This window comes from Pseudomonas sp. MS01C9 (assembly GCF_058202755.1).
The window spans coordinates 3,735,030-3,752,841 of record NZ_CM177073.1 but is presented as its reverse complement, the minus strand read 5'-3'; the positions used below and the strand labels follow the sequence as shown (position 1 = coordinate 3,752,841).

Below are 17,812 nucleotides of genomic sequence, written 5' to 3'. Positions count from 1 at the left end.
CTACAGATAAATGAAAGGATCAGGCGCCGGAGCGCAATACCTCGATGCTGGCGAACGCCTCATCGAAAACCGCTTTCGCCAGGTCCGATTTTCCCTTCGCCATGTGTGCGCGGATGTGCGCCTTGGCCTTGAGTCGTATCTGGCGAAGCGCCAACAGGTTCGAATCGAACTCGGCGGCCTTGGCGAGGATCTGGTCTGCCGCCTGCCTGGCTGTGCGCCCCTTGATGACCCACGCGGAAACGGACGACGGCACGGCTTTTTTCGGGTAGCCCTGATCCTTGAATGCCTGAGCCTCAAGGGCCGCCTGCTGGTATTCCAGGGCACGTAATGGATCGCCTGCCAAGGCCCGACGTGCGCTGTCCGCAGCACCGTCCAGCCTGTCGCACAGGCGTTCGCCGTCAAGATGCAGCAGCTGGGCAGCATGCTCGTCGGCAATCACCCATTCACCCTCCTCCCAGATGTGGGCTGGGGAGGGTGGAGGCGGACGGAGTCCCTCTTCGTATTGATGCAGTTCCTGAATGACCTTCATCGGATCAGCTCCCAGGACAGATGGACGTTGACGGCGTTGGTAAAATTGACGGCGATGCCCACGCTGTAATCGGTCAGCGCCTGGTGCCCCTTGATCCCCATGCTCAGGAGCAGTTCGTCGCTGTCGGCATTGTTCGCGCCCAGCGTGTGCTCAGCCTGAAAACACTGCCACAGCGAACGTAGCTGGGAATGGTCAAAACTGGCTGTGACCGTTGCGACCGTCACGTCATTGACCACATTGTTGGAAAACAGCACACACATCGTCGGGCTCGCGAGATTGCTCCAGCCCACTGAATTGCTTGTCGGCGAAGTTGCAACCGGAGATAAGTAGCTGTAGTTACCGCCGAGCCACCCAGCCTGGGCGAATGCCAGCGAAGTGATAGAGCTGGAGGACGGCGTAGGATTGCCCGCGATAAGTTGTGCCGAACGCGCATGAGGGTCCAGTGGCAGATACACCACGCCGGTGCCGTTCACGGTTTGAGTCCAGCTCAATCGGGTCCGGTTGTAGATCGAGCGTACCGTAGGCAACGAGCCCGGCGCCCCGGTCATTACCCAAGCCAGGCACATGTCCAGCGATGTGGATGGAAACCCACCACCGGAAGCTCCATTGAAAGAGCCCTTGAGCGTTTCCGGCGTCGCGTCGTACAGACTTCCACGCTGCAGGTAAAACGCTAGTGAATTACCGGAAGCCTGCACTCTCAGGAAATAGCTGGAGCTGGGCAGCAAGTCGGCGCTGCTCCACGCCGTCGTGACGTAGGTACGCGAACGACCCAACTGTCCGCTTACCAACTCTTGTCCAATGCTGATATAGACGCCTCCAGGAATCGAAACGCGTCCCCCGCTGGTCGATATCGCCACCGGAGTGACTGTCATCCGGGAATCAACTGTGGCGATCGCAGGCAAGGGTAAAGCGGCAAGCGGCAGCGCCTGATCCTGATTCCAGCCCTTGGCCGCCACGGACTGGATCGCCTGGAGCAACTGATCGTTTCGGGTCTCATCCGGCGTCAATTCACCCGCGTTGATGACATTCAAGATTTCCTGGGTCACGCCATTTCCCCAAGCTGCCGGAATCAGGGAGCCCGGCGTACCCGTCAGGGGATTTTCATCCACGAACTTGCCATTCACCAAGCCGGCGCTGGGCACACTTTTTGGGTAATCCATCGCTCTATTTCCTAGTCATAATTGATGTGAACCTTCGTATGCGCCGGAGCGCTGCGATGAATCAGGCACTCCAGGGCCGACCCCGGATTGACCCCAAACCGCTCCCCCCAATAGCTCGCACCAAAACGCCGCCCCAGCAGCAGGCGGCCGCCGGTGTTGAGGGTCCACATGAATTGGGCCTGCCAGGTGCCGAAGTGGTCTTCGCCGAACCGGGCGCGGCCCATGCGGGGCGCCTTGTGCTCGGTGATGGTGGCGTTGGGGTAACCCTGGCTCCTGGCGATTTCCACGTAGTACGCAATGGCCTGGCTGCCCACCGCCAACAAGCGTCGGCGTACCGCCAGGCGGCGATCGTCATACAGAGGCGAGGCACCCAGGCAGGGGTCGGGCAGGTTCATCACCCGCTCCCAATCCGGCACCAGTTCGCTCACACCCGCCGGGTCCATTTCATGCAGCAGGTCAGCGGCGCGGGCGTCGAGGCGCGCCAGTTCCTGGGCGATGCCTTCCAACACCTGCTCCAGCTCCGGCACCCGCTCCGGGTCCCATGCGGGGCCGCTGGGGAGCAGGCTGCGCAATTGGGTCTGGTACTGCTCGGCGCTTCTTATTCCAGCCATACGCACCCCCCGAAGGTCAGCAGTTGATTGCTGGCAGCGGTCACATCGGCGCTGGGCGCGGTCAGCTTGTGGTCGGTTTCGCCGTTGGCGCTGCTGATGGCTTCGGCGATATGGGTGAGTAACAGCGTCTCGCCGAGACCGGCTTCGCGGTTATGCAGGTCGCGCAGTTGAGCTTCGATCGCCGCGCGAACCGCGCTGGTGTCCGGGGTGATGCGCAGCCGGTAGGTCACCGGTACCTGCGTCGGGGCCAGCACGTGCACTTCGGCAGTCACCGGGCGCAGCGGTTCGATGTAGGCTCGGACTTCCTCCAGTTGCTCGGCATTGGGGATCGGCTGCAGATCGTCGTCGCGCATCACGAACAGGCCGACGGTACCAGGCCCCAGGTAACTGCCCCGGCACCAGGCGCGGGTAATGCCGGGGCATTCCAGGGCCCAGGTTTCATAATCCTGCGCCGAACCGCCATGGGGAATGATGCGGTAGGAACGGATCACCCGTGCCCGCAGGGACTCGAGGCTTTCCCGGGCGACACCACCGCTCAGCCCCGGTGACAGGACGGTGAAATCGCTGCCAATACCGAGGATCGGCTGGACCGGCGCAAGGACCAGGCCGGCATCGGCATTGCCCAGGCTGCCGGCCTCCAGTGCGGCGACGGTGGTGGTGTTCATGCCATTGCTGGCGGTACGGGCGGCCGTCACCTTGTAGGTGCGGCCATCGGTGGATTGCAGCAGCGTGTCGACATCCAGCACCGCTCCCGCGGTGGCCGTGAAACTGACACTGCCGCTGGCCGCCTGGGCCGCTTTGCGCGCCTGGTTCAGGCGCAGGGCGGCGATGCGCTCCAGGGTGGATTCGTCGGCTTTATCCGGCAGGATCTGCTCGGCGATCCAGTCCAGGTAGCCGTACAGGCCGTAGGCCGCGCCGCCGAGGGTGCGGGCCAGAACCTGAGCATCGGACTGGCGCAGCGAATCGCTGGCCAGGTCGCTTTGGGCGCGCTTGATCAGCACCGGCAGCGAAGGGGTTTCAAACGGCATAGGTCACCTGCCAACTGTTATCGGGGTTGATGTCCAGTCGCTCGCCGTCGGCCAGGGTCAGGACCGTGCGCAGGTTCAGGCGCTGGGCGTCGAGGCGTTCGCTGATGATGTCGATGGCGCTGCAGTGGCCGTCATCGATCAGCCATTGCAAGGCTTCACGGGCATAGAACTCGGCATCGAGCTGGGTCTGGCGGGTCAGCTTGACCCGGCGCAACAGCCACAGCCGCGAGCCGATGCGGTCGTCTGCAACGGTGGGAAAAGTGTCGCCCCACCAGCCGAAACGTTCGTCATCATCGACGGCATCGTCGTCAGCGGCACGACGCCAGGTGAACAGGCTGATCAACACCGAGCGGGTCAGCGCGGCGTGCAGGTTCTGGCTGATGAACATCATTGGCCTCCCGCCGGCGCGCCGGTCTGGCCGTTGCCGGCCTGTACGCCGACATGCACATGTTTGATCTGGCTGATGCCGCCGGCGATCTGGTCGCCTTGGGAAACGATCCTGCCGGTGTGGTTGATGACCGGGCTGTCGATGTTCACCGCGCTGCTGGCGCGGATGTTCAGGGTTGCCGTCTCGATGTCGATGACACGACCGCGCTTGAAGTGCAGCTTGTCGCCTTCGTCGGTGTAGAGCGCCACTTCGCCGGGGGCCAGGGCCTGGAGACGGAAGCGGCGATCGGCGACCACCAGGACCACGGCATGGGAACGGTCGCCCCCCAGGAACGTGGCAATGCCCTCGGCACCGGCCAGCGGGTTGCTGGTGAAGCCATAGGGCTCGAAGTGTTCCATGTCATCGTTCACTTCGCCGGCGGTAAGGCGCATTTGCAGCGACTGCAGCTTGGTGGCCGAATTGGCGAGCACGACAGTGCCGCGCGCCAGGAGACGGGTCAGTAGGCTCATTGAGATTTCCTTGAGAATCGGGGACTTGAACGCGGTGTTCGGATCAACATCTCTGTAGGCTGCACTGCCGCCATCGCGAGCAGGCTCGCTCCCACAGGGGATGTGTGGGGCGCAGGCATCGGCGTGGGGCTCAGGGTTTTGGCGGCACCGGGTTGGCGTCGAAGGTATGAGGCGGCGCGACTTGCAGGGTGGTGACGGAGCCCTGGTTCGACAACGAATACGTCACCTTGGAAACCAGCATGTCGCCATCGAACCCCAGCACCGGGTCGATCACCCGTACCAAGGTGTTGTGCCGCCACAAGTCGCCATTGGCCTGGCGCCAGCCCTGCACGCGGTAGGTGGTGGTCAGGGCGCGACCGGTGCGGATGGCGCTTTCCCAGTCGGCCCTTTGCTGGGCCAGCTCGAAGGTCAATTGGGCGCTCTCGCTGATCACCGTCACCCGCTTTCGCTTGAAAGTCAGGTCGGTGGCGGTGCCGACCACTTCGCTGACCGCCGTTCCACTCTGCTGGTCGTTCCCCTTGTGCTGGCCTATGACCCGGTATTCGGAAAACACCTGGCTGTAGTCCATCGGTGCATTGCCCGAAAGAATGTTCTTGCCCAGCTCCAGCACATCACTGGCCCGTCCGCCGCTGCCGGGTCTGGCCAGCAGCACGCGCCCTTGGGCGTCATCGGTGGAGAACACCCGGAACAACGTCAGCAAGCGGTCGATGGACTGGAAAACGGTTTCCCCGGGCACGATGCTGTGGGTGCTCAACCGAGCGGTCTCGGGGATTTCGCTGACCACCCCCACCCCATACTGCGACGCCAGGGCCTGGACGATGCTCAGCACCGTTTGCCCGCGCCATTGGCTGGGGCGGTTGATCGCCGCGCAATCCACCAGGTCCTGGGTCTTGGAGCCGCCCTCGATGCTCAGGCTGATCTGGCGCCCGTCGTAGCTCACTGGCGCCTTGAACACATGACCGCTGAGCACCAGGTCGGAGCCGATGCGCACCTGGCATTCATCACCGGGGCGAATGGGTACCGCTTGGGTCTGTCCCGGCCATTGCCAGGTGATGTCGAGTTTGAACGTGCGAAACTGCCGCTCCAGGTCCGCACTGATTTCCACGCTTTTCCAGCCGCCGTAATCCAGACCGCCGACGGTGAGCGTGACCGCATTGTCGAGCTCGTTCATGGCTCACTCCCCCGCGACTTTCAGGTCATTGGGCGGCAGGAAACCCGGATGGGCCACGCCGTTGCGCTGGGTCACTTCGGTCACCCGGGTGGCATCGGCGAACTGCTGGTAGGCCACCACCAGCGCCGGCAGGCTCTGCTTGAACGACAGGCTGATCAGCCTGACGCCCGACGAGGCCACCGCCGTTAGGTGTGCCGCCATTTGCTGGCGCAGATGGTTCAACGCCTGGTAGTGATCCGGATCGGCCTTGAGGGACGCCTGCCAAATGGCGTCGTTGAGGGCATCGCGCAGGGCCAGCACATCGTCGGCCACCGGCACGTCCCGGCGCTGGACCGGCTGCACGGCCTGCTGCGCCACCGATGGGGTGGCGCCCAGTTTCACCGCGGGCGCAGCCACAGGCATCGCCGCAATCCATTGCGCCGCCTGTACCAGGAGCGTGTCCTGCACCAGATCGGCCACGGCCTGGGCCGCCGCCATGGTGTCCTTGCCGGTGGTGAGCTTGGGCGCATCCGCCTGGCGAATGGCTTGCACCTGTTGCGACACGCTGGCGATCACGCCGCGATAGCCGTCCCGGGCAAAGTCCTTCAACTCGCGAATATCTCCCAGCAGTCCCTTGAACTCGGCCGCCACTTCCCTGGGCAACTCCTTGACCGCCTTGACCAGATCGCTGAGTTGCCGATAGGTCTCGATCAACGGCTTGAGTTCCTGCTCGATGACGCCGTACACCTCCTTGAGGCTGTTGCGCAGGTCCGCGATGCCGATCCGGGCCGCCTTGATCAACGTCATGGCTTGCTCGAAGCGCCGCACCGCCGAGCCCAGCAGGCTGTCGGCCGATACCAGCAGCAGTTTCTGGCTGTTGATCGCGGCCGAGGGGAACTGCAGCGGCTGGTCAGGGTAGAACTTCAGGGCGAAGGTCACCAGCCCGCCGTCCTGGCGGGTCTGGGTCATGTCACATTCACCGACCTTGACCTGCAGGCGCCCCAGCCACGGATGCACCAGTTCGCCGCTGCCCTGCTCCAGCGCCTTGAGCAGCCTGTCGCGCTGCTCCAGGCAATCGGGACCGACGATGAACGCCGTCAGCTCATGAATTCTTGCCTGCTGACCCAGCCCTTCGAAAAACGGCTGGTCCCGCTGGGGATACTCATGCAACTGGCCCTTGTGGCCGACCGGGGTTTTCGCCTGGTCGACCCAGAACCCGACGCCACGAAACGACGCCGGCAACAAACGATCACGCCAGCTCATTGGAGCCTCCTGTGGAAAGTGAGCGATAGCCGATGCGCGAGCTCACCGCCAGGGCCGGTTGATTGGTCCGGGGCGGATCGGCGCGCAGCCCGGCCGGTGCGTTTTCGAAGCGCACGGTCAGGCCGCCTTCGAGTTGCGTGCGGTTATTGGCGGCGCTTTGTTGCACCAGGGCGCTGGAGGTGTGTGGCAACGTACCCGGCGCCAGCGGGATTTTCGCTGGAATGTTGGTGGACGCTGGCGCCAGGCTGGACGACAGGCCCGGAGACTGCTCGCTGGCCCCGCCAAAAAACGCCGGCGCCAGCTCACCTTTGCCTTCGGCGTTGGTGGCGCGCTGCGCCTCGGTCAATCCCTCGACCTTAGCGGTGAACGAAGTGATCATCTCGCCGAAGCCGCCGTTGAAAAACGCCTTGATCGGCGCAATCACCGCCTGCAACTCGTTCCACCACTGGCTGAACCACTCGCCCACCGGCCCCCACTGCTTGACGAGGCCCTCGATGGGTGACCAGTCGAACAGACCGCTGAAAACCGCCAGCATGATCGACACCTGGTTGCGCACGCCTTCCCAGATCCCGGCGAAGACTTCACCGATCGTGCCCCAGTTGGCCATGATCAGCCCCAACGGCGTCCAGTCGAACAGCCCTTTCAAGGCGTCCATCACCGGCACGGTCAAGGCCTTGAGCAGGTCCCAGATCGCCGCGAACAACCCGGTCAGGGGCGTCCAATTGGCAACGATCAAGCCCAAGGGTGACCAGGCGAACAGCGTCTGCATGAAACCGATGACCGGCGTTGCCGCCGCCACGATCACATTCCAGAGGGCACCAAAAAAGCTGCTGATCGGCCCCCAGTTGCTGATCACCTGCCCCATCGGGGTAAAGGCGAACATCGTCTTGAAGAACTCGACCATCGGCAGGACGATCGGCGCGAGCCTCTGCCAGAGCCCGGCGAAGAACGCTGAAATCGGCGTCCAGTGGGCGATGATCATCCCTGCCGCCAAGGCGATGCCCATGGCAATCAAGCCGATGGGGTTCATCTTCAAGGCCAGGTTCACCACTTCGAACGCCTGGCTCGCGCCGCTGACCGCCATCTGGATCGCGTTGAACGCCACGACGCCATTCGCCAGGCCCTGTACCAGTTGCGGGTTGTCCTGCAGTACTTGGGCCACGCCGCTGACCATGGGCTGCAAACTGAGCGCCACCGCGTTGACCGCAGGCCCCAGGGCCGAGCCGAACTGCACCGACACATTGCTGATGGAAGTCTTCAATCCATCCAGGCTCTGTGCCGCCATGCGGGGCGCTTCAGGGGCCTGGACGGCGCTGGCCGCCGCGCTCGCTGCACCCGCTTGGTCCTTGAAGGCCAGGGCCGACTTGAGCCCGTCCATAAAGGGCTGGGCCAGGCCGCCGCTGGGCAGCAGGCCGGAAATATCCAGGTTGCCCAGGCCCGTGGCGTCGAGGTTCTGCTTGAAACTCGCAACCTTCGCACGAAGGCCGGCGAGCTTGGGTGACAGCTCATCGATGCCGGTCAGCAGCACCGCTCTTTTCTCTACGCTTTGTGTGTCTGCCATCACTGCACCTGCTGCATCGCATTGATCCGTTGCGCGTGCTCCAGTGATTCGCGGAGCACGTCCAGTGGCCTGGCCATCATCTGTTCGGGGTCAACCTTCCAGAACCAGGCCAGGTCATAGGCGGCGGCGATCAGGTCGCCGATGGCTGCGACGCCGCACTCATGAAAAAACTCGCGACGGCCCAGCTCAGGGCATTGAGGTCAGCCAGGTCCAACTGGTTGACCGACGACGGCGGGATGCCGGCGCACACCGCGATGTATTTGGCCGCGACGTCCATGTCCAGGCTCACCTCCTCGCTCTTGTCGATCTTGTACGGCAGCGCCTTGATCGCCCGGACCTCCTGCACCGTCGGACGGCGCAAGGTCAGTTCGTTCAGCGACTCGCCGTGGGCCTCGATGGCCACGCGCAACGTCACGACATCGGTCATTGCCAGGTCCCCTTGATGCCTTCGAATTTCAATTCGATGGTGGCGTCGTCGCCCTTGGACACCGGCTCCTCCACCAGGTAGGCGCCGGCCAGCACGTAGACCTTGCCGTTGTTGAATTCACAGGTAACGGTCATGTCGGTGCCGGCCACCAGTTGCTTGAGCGGGAAGTCCGCGGTGTGCAGGGCCGTCACCTTGAAGGACGGGGCGATGTCGGTTTCCTTGTAGAAACCCGGTACGACGGTTTCGCGTTTGGTGAACATCAGGGGCGCTTCGCAGCCGCCATTGATGGTCAGTTGAGCGCCGTCCACTTTGACGTAGCAGGTGCCCGCAATCAGTTGACCCATGGTGTTTCTCCTCGCAATAAAAAGCCCACGCGCGGTGGGCTGGATTCAGATGTTCGAACGGAACGGTCAGGCCGCGTCGTCGTACTGCAGGCGGAACTGGTTGAGCAACGCGAACACCCGCAGGCCGTTGATGTAATCCGGCGGGAACAGCACGTTGACCCGGCTCGGGTCCTGGGTGTCGCGCTCGACGATCAGGTGCTCGGCGAACAGCTCGGCATTTTCCACGTGGCCTTCCAGTTCGAGCTTGGCGTATTGCGCGATCAGTTCGCCGCGGATGGTGCTCGGGGTCACGATGGGCTGGCCGGCGCCGAAACGGGTGCCGTCGGAGGCCAGTTTGTGGCGACCGTACTTGCTGGTGATCACGCTTTGCAGGCGGCGCACGATGAACGCCGACTGGTGCATGGTTTCGCTGTCCAGGTAGGAGTTGTCGGCCTGGCCGAAGGCATTCTTCTGATACGTGGTGATGGAACGCTGGATGCGCACGTAGCCACCTTCGTAGTACGCCGTGGCGATGCCGTAGTTGAGCAGCGACTGGCGTTCGGTCAGGGTGAAGCGTTCGCTGGCCGGTGCCGGATCCAGGCCCGGCAGGCTGCCGCTCTGGGTCGGGCGGCTGGCATCCGCCGAGATGAACACCGCGGTGCGGGCGGCCAATGCGGCGGCCTGGACCCAGAACGGTTGTGGTACGCCCGGCTCCAGGGCCTGGATCGTCATGTGCTGGTCGTTGCGCGCCTGACCGGCCGCCACCAGGGCACCCAGGGTGCCGCGCTTGGCACTGTAGACATGACCGAACAATTGCTTGGCCCAGGACCAGCGGCCAGTGCTGTCGTCCATCACCGCTTGCCAGGTGTCGAGGCTGGCCACGTCCGACCAGGGCATGGCGATGAATTCGAATGGCTCGTCGCCCAAGGCTGCAACGGCCGCGGTCTGGTCCGGCATACCGGCGCCGCCGGTCATGGCGGTGACGGCGGTGGTCAGCCCCGCCGGGGTGTCTTCGCCGTTGCTCTTGCCCAGGCGATTGAATTGCAGGCTGATGTCATTGCCGCTGTCGCCGGTCCATTTGGCGCTGAGGGTCACGACGCCTTCGGCGGCCGCAGCGCTCACCGGCAGGTCGGCGGCGGCGTTGATTTTCAAGGCCAACGCCGTGGCGGCCTGGGCGGCAGTGGCGCCGTTGACGATGGCGGCCTGCACGCGCACACCGCCAACGTACAGGTTGAGCACACCGCTTTCTGTCGCGGTGCCGGTAAAAGTCAGCACGCCTTTGGCGACGGCGCCTTCGACGTTGTGCAGCGGCAGGCACCAGATCTCACCGAGCGGGTCGGTCTTGCGCCAGGTTTCGTACATCGAGGCAAGCATCGAGCCTTGCCCGCCGATGTTCTTGGCCAGCGCGACGCTGGACACCAGTACCAGTTTGCCGACATCGGCCGGGACGACACTGTCGTTGACCTGGGCGACGATCAACCGGCGCATGGCCGATGACGCGCTATTGGCGGCCGAGTTGTCCATTTCGGCGTAGAACAGCGGCACACGAATGTCCGCGGGAATATTGCTGAATCCGATCGCCATCATTTGGCTCCCTGTGGTTTGGCCGCTTTCACGGCTTTGGTAGTGATATCGCCATCGGCCAGACGTCGACGCCACCAGGCGTTGTCCGGCACTTCACGGCCCTCGAGGGGCAACAGATCGCCCGCTTCCGGGTCCGGTACGGCACGGCCCGGGGCCGGCAGCACGGTGATGCGTTTGCTCATGGGGTTACGTCTCCAGAGAAAGTCAGTTCCACGCGCCCGTCAGGGCCGGGACGTTTCAGGTTGGGGTCCGCCGGGTCGATGGCATCGACCCGAACGGTGGCCCCGGTGTAGGACGACAAGCCGTCCAGTTCACGCTCGTGCCAGCTTTCGGCAGGCTGGCTCATCAAGTTGCGACCCAGCTGGAACTCGCTGAAAAAGCGCAGCCGGTACACCACACGGCTGCTGTTGAGGGAAACCAGCTCACCGCCGTCGTACTCGATGCCGGTGTAGTCGCCAGCGGGTTTGAACCCCACCAGCGCGCGCCACAGTTCGGCACGCAGGTCGTGCAATTGATCCATTGCTGTTGTCACGTCGGTGGAATCGAGAACCAAGGTCACTTCGAAGCGGTCGCGGATCGCTTGCCGGGTGGCGTTTTGCGCAGTGTTTGCGCTGGCCAGATCGTTGAGCGGCGCTACGTAGGCGCAGGGAGGCTGCAATGTGCCAAGGTCGATACCGGCGGCCACTCGATTGGCCACGGTTGGGCATTGCTCACGCAGTTGCGTGAGGATCGGAGTGATCTTCATGGAGGAACTCCAGGTGTATGGAAAGTGCTGCGTGATATCGCGAGCAAGCTCGCTCCTACTGGGTTCTGCTGTGTTTGCAGAACGGGGGTCAGGCCTTGGCATCCAGGCAGGTCGCGTTAATCAAGCAGCGATAGCTTTTTTCCCGGTCGCCGCTGGCGGTGACCTTGTCGATCGACCAGCGACCACGCATGAAATCCGGCCAGGAAGGATCCAGCAGCACGATGCCTTCGGCGGACAAGGCCGGATTGCCCGGGCATTCGATCGCCACCTTGAGGGCTTCGCGCAGCATCCGACGCACCTCTCCTTCACCGGCGGCGCGGGCATCGTCTGCGCTCTGGAAGCGCTGGCGCAGGGTCTTGAACGGGGCGATGCCACTCTCCTCGACCCGCAGCTTGCCAGCTGCCGCATCCCACCAACTGGTCTTGCAGCCCTGGTACTTCGCTCGGGCGGTTTCATCCAGCCTGGCCGAAATGAAGGCATGGTCGCCGGGTCGATTGTTCGTCGTCACCGACAGTTGTATCTCGGGCAGGACCTTGCCCGACAACGACTTCGCCTGACCGCGCCGCGCCAGTACATATAACTCGTTGACCGGCTTGGCGACCGCGTCGTAACGGTGGGCCAGGCGCGTCAGGAAACCCATGTCGGTTTCGTTGGACTGGTCGATGTGTTCGATCTTGATCAGCGACAAGTCCGGCGCCACGCGCGCAGAAAAGCCGTGCCTGGAGGTCAGTTGACGAAACAGCGCGCCCAAGGTCGTCGGGCCATGGCTGACGGAGCGGCGCTGTTTGAATCCGGTCTGGTCCGCCGCACTGAACGGCGCGGCCATGGCCACCAATGTCAGGCGCAACGGGAATAGCGTCGGCGTGCGCCGGGTAATGACGAACTCGCCCTTGTCCACCAGCCCCGACTCCAGGTAGCCGACCCGCAGGCCGATTTTCCCGCCCAGGCTGGGCAACCCTTCAAGCCCATCCAGACTGATGGTGAGCGTCAGTTGATCGGATTCGAATCCCGCCGCGTCGACGTGGGTCCAATTGAGCAATCGATCGTTGAGCAGCGCGGCGTTCGCACCATAAATTTCCACCGCAGGCGTGAAACCCAATGACATGCCGCCTCCTTAATCCCAGGCCGAAACCGGTGGGGTTGCCACGGGCTTGAGGTCCACTTCCGGCAAGACCACCCCTACGCCCGCCGGCAATACCGGGCCCCATTCCGCCAGTTCCGGATTGAGCAGCCAGAACGCCGCTTCGACCAGATCGTCACAACGCTCCAGCTCTCGATACAGCAACAGATTCACCGAATCACCGGCGATGCTTCGAACCCTACGCATTGGCGAACTCCGTCAATTCGATCACCCACCCCACCACCATCGCGGTGCCGTCATCGATGATCTCGGTCTGGGTTTCCGTCACCTTGTTGATCTGCCAGAGGCCCCAGTTGCGGCCGATGCCGTCCACCAGCGGCAATGGCACACGCTGCGCCTGCAACGCTCGCAACTCATCGAGGCGATCCATGGCGGTGGCGTACATCGACTTGCCCGTGATCGTCAGCCCTTGCGGGCCTTGGCCGGTCTGGCTGGACTTGGGTTTGCTGGTAAGAATGTCGATGCTTTTCCAGCCACCGTCCGAGGTGCGCAGCAGGCTGTGGTAGGCAAAGTTGCGGGACAGGCCGAAGATGAAACTGCCCAATGCCATTTGTTGACGCATCAGCGACCTCCGTCGGTCAGGGCCGCGTCACTGCGCATGGCCAGTGAGTTGGGCACGGTTGTCAGGGCGAACTGGCCGGCAAGCTGCTGCACGACCAGGTTCGCCAACTGGCCGGCACTGGCCTGGTCCTGGCCGTTGATGTAGATGTTCGCGGTCATGGTGTTTTGTTGGGGGCTAGTCATGGTGCTGACCAGGTCTTTGTTGACTTGGTCCGGCGACTTGAGGCGATCAGCCCCGGTGTAGATAGCCTCCCCCAGGGATTCGCCGCCCTTGCTGCCCAAATAGGAACCCAGCGCACCGCCTACCAACGCACCGATCGCGGTGCCGATCACCGGAACGAAACTGCCGAGCATCGCGCCGGTGGCGGCACCGGCATATCCGCCCGCTAGCCCGCCAAGACCGGCTCCGGCCGCCCCCGAAGCCGCCTTGTAATCACCGGCTTGCAGGGCCTTGACGCCGTCATAGCCAGCGCTGGCCAGCACCAGGGGGGCGCCCAGCCTGCCGGTGAAAGTTCTCGCTCGAGCGGCGGAGATCCCCAGCCGGCTGCGCATATCAGGACGGGAAGTCTCGGCTGTTCCTGCGCCCGGTTGCTTCTGCCCGCCGTCCTTGGCTTGAGTTCCGGACGTATCGCTTGCCGCTGGCTGGATCGCCGCATCGGGCTTCAGCAATGCCTCGCGGGTAGAGGCGACACCCGACGTCACTTTGTCCACAATGGCGCCGCGAAACGGTGATGCGAGCGCCGCGCCGAACAAGGCCAACGCCGCAGTGATTTTCGGCAGCGACTCGGCCGCGACACTCAACCCCGTCGCCAGCGCGTCCACGCCAAGCATCGCCAGATCGGTGATGGGCGTGACAGCGCTGCCGATCGCCGTATCGAGACGGGTCACGCTGGCATCCAGTGCATTCCAGCGTGCTTGCGAGGTGTTTCCCCGGGTATCGGCGGTCTGGGCCATCGACCCCTTGTCACCTTCGCCCTTATCGGATGCCACGGTGAGCGCGGTTTTCAAGTCCTCGGGCGACTTCAGCAACTTGCCGATGCCCTCGTCGCCATCGAACAGCGTCTTGAGCAATGAGGCCTGCTGCTCGGCAGGCTTGCTTTGCAGCGTCGCCAGAACATCCTTGATCGCACCCGATGCATCCGTGCGCAGCCTGCTGGCCAGTGCTCCCGGTTCGATGTCCAATCGAGCCCAGGCCGTTCGCTGTTCCGGCGTGACCTTGTCGCCCTTGCCCAACGCGGTTCCCAGGATTTTCAGCGAGGCGCTCGCTTCGTCCTTGCCGACAGAGGCGTTCAACAGCGCGGCCGCGATGGCGGCGATCTGCTCGGGCGTCATGCCCGCTTCGATGCCGGCCTTGCCACCGCGCTGGGCAACCGAGCCGATGTCCGCCGCCGAGGTCTGCAAACTGGCACTGGCGCCAAGACGGTTGGCCGCGTTGCCCAATTCGAGACTCTTCCCTCGATCCAGGTTCAATGAAGTGCGCAAGCCAGCCATAAGCGCGCCGGCGTCCTTCAGCTCGATTTTGTAGGCCGACGCCATCACCGCACTGTCGCGGGCGAAATCCGTCAGCACTTGCTGGCGGTCTTCGGGCTTGACGTTCTTGACCAGCCCCGCATTGACCGCCGCCAGCTGGATCTGTGCCAGCTGCACAGCGGTCGCCCCGCTGGATGCGGTTTGCTTTTCGCCGGCGATCTTCTGGTTTTCGTTGGCCATCACCTGCAGTTGTTCCGGCGACAGCCGCAACTTCTGGTTCAGGTCGACCATGGCCGTTTGCATCGCCATGGCAGGCTTGAGGACGTCGGGGGGCGCCAGCTGATCGACCTCGGCCCTGAGTTTCGACTTCGGCTCCGCATTCGCCGCTGGCGCTGCTGCATTCACCTTGAGCAACTGTTGCCCCAAGAGCGTGGTGTTCAGCGTTGCCAGGGTCTCGCGCAGCTTCACTTGCTCCGATACCAGCAGCCGGATGTCGAGGCTGGCGGTGCTCAACGCCAGATTCAGCCCCGACGCATCAGCCACACTGCCGAGTGTCGGCATATCGACGCTCGCCGCAAAGGAGAGCGAATATTTACTGTCTGCCATCGCGCTTTACTCCTGTTTCACGCCAAGGCGAGCGATCGCGATGTCAAAGCGGCGCAAGGCCTTGCCGGCGTCCCACTCCAGGATTTCCGCCTCACTTACCGAGTAAATGAGCGGCACCACATCGAGGATCACTTCGATGTCGCGCTCCGAAAGAAGTCCGCCGGTTTGTTTAAAAAATCGTCGATGCGCACCTGAAGCTGAGTCCAGTCAGGCACGGTCAACAGGTCCAGGTCGGGAATCATCAGCCCGGTGCAATGGGCGGTGATGAACTCGGCGCGCTCCTTGGCCGTCTTCAGTTTTTTCATCACCTTGGTCGCTCGCAGCACGGGCATTTCCAGGGTCAGCGAGATCAGGCTGCGGCCAGCGACGTTGAGCGGTTGCAGCAGTTGCACTTGGTCGGGGTCGGCGGGCGCTGTTTGAGCGTCAGCGACTTGCCCCAAGAAGTACGACGCCGGGCGGGTCGACATCTCGTGCACGTACTGCGCAATGCTCACGTAGTCCGGGCGTTTGAGCTGGTCCAGCTCCTTGACCGAAAGGCCGGTGGCCAGTTTGGCCAGTTCGAAGAATTGATCGTCCTCGTCATCGCCGGCACGGGCCAGGGCCTCTTTTTGCGCGGCATAGAACAAGGGTTTGAGTTGAAGCTGCTCGATCTGCGAACCGTCGTCACCGGTGATCGGCGACAGCAAGACATGAACGGGAGGCGTCCAGGACATGGAATCAGTTCCTTGGTGAATCAGAGGACACCCTGTGAGAGCGAGCTTGCTCGCGATGACGTCGGGCTAGTCAGCATCGATGTTGGCTGACACACCGCTATCGCGAGCAGGCTCGCTGCCACAGGGATTGGGTGCAACTGACGGGCATCCGTTTAAGGCAGCAACACCGCACGGCGAGCATCGCCGAGGATGTCGACGCCGTTGAGCACGAACTTCTGGGTGCGCACGTCGATGTCGATCACCGGAACGCCGTTTTCCAGGCGGTTGTACGTGCGGCAGGACAGCTCCAGATTGGTCCTGGGCTTCTCGTTCATCTTCAGGGCGGTTTCCTCGAGGGATTTCAACTTGCCGCCCACGGTGTGATAGGTGAACCAGGTGTTGCCGTCCTGGTCCTGACCGGCCTCGCGCACGTTCAGCAGAATGTCGTCCCCTACGCTCACACCCAATGCCAGCATGATTTGCGGGCCGACGCCTTGCAGCGACAACTTGGCCGTCAGCGCCTTGCCGCTCTTGGCCATTTCCTCGGCGATGAAGCGACCGCCAGTCATCGACTCCATTTCGAATTCGATCTTCGGCGGGGTGAATTCCTCGACGGTCGCCGACAACGGCAGGCCTTGCAGGGTGGCCGCGATGGCCTGTCTTACGCGGTTGGTAAACATTAGAGAACGTCCTCCAGGAACTGCTCGATGATTTCATCGCGGGCGTTGAGTTGATAAATCATGTGTTCGTTCGGCGCGTAGCGGCCGTAGTCGATGACCACGTACCAGGTGCCGTTCTTGTACTTCTCGACGCTGTTCAGTTCCGGATGCAGGTAAACGCTGCCGCCCGGAATGGTTTCATCGGCCACCAGGGTTTGCAGCCAGTCGTTGATGCGCTTGACCTCCTGGTCCATGAAGGACTTGGTCAGGTTCTTGGCCATGGCCTTCTGGCCGGCCTTCACCAGCTTGCGGCTGATGGCATCTTCCAGGCCGACGTAGCTGATGAACTTGCCGGTGATGGAACGGTTGCCCAGCAACGAGAAGCCGCCGAGGATGGTCCGGGCGTAGTAGCTGACGCCGTAGCGGTTGAGCAGATCGCCTTCGGTGGAGGTGTCGAGGATGTTGTATTCGACGGTGCGCGAGACGTCTTCGGCATAGGTCACCTGGTTACCCGGGCTCTCCCATTGCTTGACCTTGGCGAGGGCGGCGATGGCCAGGCTCGACGGGGCCAGGAAAACGTTTTTCTTCGCGGCCTTGGAGTACACCGCCGGCATGTTGTGCACCACCAGGCAACGGTCGAAACCCAGGTCCGCGCCGCCCAGTTCCTGGCTGTAGGTCACTTGATCGGCGACCGAGGCGTCCTTGCCGTCGAGCACCACACGCGCCTTGATGCGCTTGCCGAACGAAGCGAACTCGCTGGCCACGGCCTTAGTGCCGGTAAAGCCTGGCGCGCCGATGATGGTCAGGTCCTCGGCCACCCCGCTCAACGCCGCCAGGCCCAACTTGCGCCCGGTCTGTGCTTCGATGCCGCCGATCACGTTATTCTGCGTGTCGGCCAGTGTGGCGCCCTCTTCGACGATGACCACGTACACCGGCACCTTGACCACTTTGAGGATCTGGTAGACGGCATGGAACAGCGTGCCCGCCTCCGCACCGGTCGGGTCCAACTGAGCTTGGGTGGTGAAGCTGTTGATGCGGAACGGGGTGTTTTTCGGAATCAGCGGGTTGGCATTCGGCGCGGTACCGACCAGGCCGATGACGTTGTCACCCAGGCCACCCATGGCCTCGGGAGATTCGGTGGCATTGACGGTAATGCCGTTGTGCTCGAAGTTCAAAACCTCAGCCATAGTTATTCAGCCTTCTTGGTGGCGGCCTTTTTGGCCGGGGTGGATGCGGAGACCGATTCGCCGGCCTCGTTTTTTTTCAGCTCCAGGCGACCGGCACTGCGCAAGGCGTTGGCCTCGACGTCGAGCAGGTCGAGTTCCTGGCCGGTGGTCGACCAGTGGCCGCCGCCGGTGGGGAATGGGAGAAGTACGGTGTAGGTTTGGCGTGGTGCCATTTTGGG

The 17,812-nt window shown here is 63.2% G+C and carries 22 protein-coding genes; all 22 read right to left on the bottom strand.

Translation table 11 applies throughout. The features are described 5' to 3' along the window. Positions 1 to 19 precede the first annotated feature (19 nt). Positions 20 to 529, bottom strand: a complete 510-nt coding sequence (locus AC1M7R_RS17095; RefSeq protein ID WP_072432279.1) for a phage tail protein — start codon at positions 527 to 529, stop codon at positions 20 to 22. Then, positions 526 to 1,689: a phage tail protein gene (locus tag AC1M7R_RS17090; protein ID WP_072432278.1), complete on the bottom strand. Its 1,164-nt coding sequence runs from the start codon at positions 1,687 to 1,689 to the stop codon at positions 526 to 528. Before AC1M7R_RS17090 ends, AC1M7R_RS17095 begins: the two co-directional genes overlap by 4 nt. 11 nt (positions 1,690 to 1,700) lie before the next feature. Next, positions 1,701 to 2,300 carry a YmfQ family protein gene (locus AC1M7R_RS17085; protein ID WP_072432277.1) on the bottom strand — a complete coding sequence of 200 codons (600 nt, stop codon included), beginning with the start codon at positions 2,298 to 2,300 and terminating at the stop codon, positions 1,701 to 1,703. Continuing rightward, complete coding sequence (locus AC1M7R_RS17080) at positions 2,288 to 3,328, bottom strand: baseplate J/gp47 family protein (protein ID WP_490609764.1); 1,041 nt, start codon at positions 3,326 to 3,328, stop codon at positions 2,288 to 2,290. Before AC1M7R_RS17080 ends, AC1M7R_RS17085 begins: the two co-directional genes overlap by 13 nt. Further along, the gene (locus AC1M7R_RS17075) at positions 3,318 to 3,716 is read right to left on the bottom strand and encodes a phage GP46 family protein (RefSeq protein ID WP_072387841.1); all 399 of its coding nucleotides are present in this window, start codon (positions 3,714 to 3,716) and stop codon (positions 3,318 to 3,320) included. Before AC1M7R_RS17075 ends, AC1M7R_RS17080 begins: the two co-directional genes overlap by 11 nt. Next, entirely contained in the window at positions 3,716 to 4,225 is a 510-nt protein-coding gene (locus AC1M7R_RS17070) for a phage baseplate assembly protein V (RefSeq protein ID WP_072387843.1), read from the bottom strand. Before AC1M7R_RS17070 ends, AC1M7R_RS17075 begins: the two co-directional genes overlap by 1 nt. Before the next feature lie 130 nt (positions 4,226 to 4,355). Next, entirely contained in the window at positions 4,356 to 5,396 is a 1,041-nt protein-coding gene (locus AC1M7R_RS17065; protein WP_072387845.1) for a phage baseplate assembly protein, read from the bottom strand. A 3-nt stretch (positions 5,397 to 5,399) separates the two neighbouring features. Next, positions 5,400 to 6,638, bottom strand: coding sequence for a DNA circularization protein (locus tag AC1M7R_RS17060; RefSeq protein WP_072432273.1), 1,239 nt, complete (start codon positions 6,636 to 6,638; stop codon positions 5,400 to 5,402). After that, complete coding sequence (locus AC1M7R_RS17055) at positions 6,625 to 8,199, bottom strand: phage tail protein (protein ID WP_490609763.1); 1,575 nt, start codon at positions 8,197 to 8,199, stop codon at positions 6,625 to 6,627. The genes AC1M7R_RS17060 and AC1M7R_RS17055 overlap by 14 nt, the downstream gene beginning before the upstream one ends. Before the next feature lie 130 nt (positions 8,200 to 8,329). Continuing rightward, a complete protein-coding gene (locus AC1M7R_RS17050; protein WP_072432271.1) occupies positions 8,330 to 8,626 on the bottom strand; it encodes a phage tail assembly protein in 297 nt (98 codons plus the stop codon). After that, the gene (locus AC1M7R_RS17045) at positions 8,623 to 8,970 is read right to left on the bottom strand and encodes a phage tail tube protein (RefSeq protein WP_003198314.1); all 348 of its coding nucleotides are present in this window, start codon (positions 8,968 to 8,970) and stop codon (positions 8,623 to 8,625) included. The genes AC1M7R_RS17050 and AC1M7R_RS17045 overlap by 4 nt, the downstream gene beginning before the upstream one ends. Before the next feature lie 66 nt (positions 8,971 to 9,036). Further along, on the bottom strand, positions 9,037 to 10,533 hold the full coding sequence (locus AC1M7R_RS17040; protein ID WP_490609762.1) for a phage tail sheath subtilisin-like domain-containing protein: 1,497 nt from the start codon (positions 10,531 to 10,533) through the stop codon (positions 9,037 to 9,039). After that, complete coding sequence (locus AC1M7R_RS17035) at positions 10,533 to 10,715, bottom strand: DUF2635 domain-containing protein (RefSeq protein WP_003198311.1); 183 nt, start codon at positions 10,713 to 10,715, stop codon at positions 10,533 to 10,535. The genes AC1M7R_RS17040 and AC1M7R_RS17035 overlap by 1 nt, the downstream gene beginning before the upstream one ends. Next, positions 10,712 to 11,278, bottom strand: coding sequence for a phage tail terminator protein (locus AC1M7R_RS17030; protein ID WP_490609761.1), 567 nt, complete (start codon positions 11,276 to 11,278; stop codon positions 10,712 to 10,714). Before AC1M7R_RS17030 ends, AC1M7R_RS17035 begins: the two co-directional genes overlap by 4 nt. Before the next feature lie 88 nt (positions 11,279 to 11,366). Further along, positions 11,367 to 12,383, bottom strand: coding sequence for a contractile injection system protein, VgrG/Pvc8 family (locus AC1M7R_RS17025; RefSeq protein WP_072387857.1), 1,017 nt, complete (start codon positions 12,381 to 12,383; stop codon positions 11,367 to 11,369). A 9-nt stretch (positions 12,384 to 12,392) separates the two neighbouring features. Further along, positions 12,393 to 12,605, bottom strand: coding sequence for a tail protein X (locus tag AC1M7R_RS17020; protein ID WP_072387859.1), 213 nt, complete (start codon positions 12,603 to 12,605; stop codon positions 12,393 to 12,395). Beyond that, positions 12,598 to 12,981, bottom strand: a complete 384-nt coding sequence (locus AC1M7R_RS17015) for a phage tail protein (RefSeq protein ID WP_072387861.1) — start codon at positions 12,979 to 12,981, stop codon at positions 12,598 to 12,600. The genes AC1M7R_RS17020 and AC1M7R_RS17015 overlap by 8 nt, the downstream gene beginning before the upstream one ends. Further along, positions 12,981 to 15,056 (bottom strand): phage tail tape measure protein, encoded by a 2,076-nt coding sequence (locus tag AC1M7R_RS17010; protein ID WP_490609760.1) that lies wholly within the window; start codon positions 15,054 to 15,056, stop codon positions 12,981 to 12,983. The genes AC1M7R_RS17015 and AC1M7R_RS17010 overlap by 1 nt, the downstream gene beginning before the upstream one ends. A gap of 128 nt (positions 15,057 to 15,184) precedes the next feature. Continuing rightward, positions 15,185 to 15,769 carry a phage tail assembly protein gene (locus tag AC1M7R_RS17005; protein WP_072432265.1) on the bottom strand — a complete coding sequence of 195 codons (585 nt, stop codon included), beginning with the start codon at positions 15,767 to 15,769 and terminating at the stop codon, positions 15,185 to 15,187. A gap of 152 nt (positions 15,770 to 15,921) precedes the next feature. After that, positions 15,922 to 16,428 (bottom strand): phage major tail tube protein, encoded by a 507-nt coding sequence (locus tag AC1M7R_RS17000; RefSeq protein ID WP_072387867.1) that lies wholly within the window; start codon positions 16,426 to 16,428, stop codon positions 15,922 to 15,924. Next, the gene (locus tag AC1M7R_RS16995; protein WP_063322735.1) at positions 16,428 to 17,594 is read right to left on the bottom strand and encodes a phage tail sheath protein; all 1,167 of its coding nucleotides are present in this window, start codon (positions 17,592 to 17,594) and stop codon (positions 16,428 to 16,430) included. Before AC1M7R_RS16995 ends, AC1M7R_RS17000 begins: the two co-directional genes overlap by 1 nt. A gap of 2 nt (positions 17,595 to 17,596) precedes the next feature. Then, the gene (locus tag AC1M7R_RS16990) at positions 17,597 to 17,806 is read right to left on the bottom strand and encodes a hypothetical protein (protein ID WP_072432264.1); all 210 of its coding nucleotides are present in this window, start codon (positions 17,804 to 17,806) and stop codon (positions 17,597 to 17,599) included. Between the last annotated feature and the right edge of the window lie 6 nt (positions 17,807 to 17,812).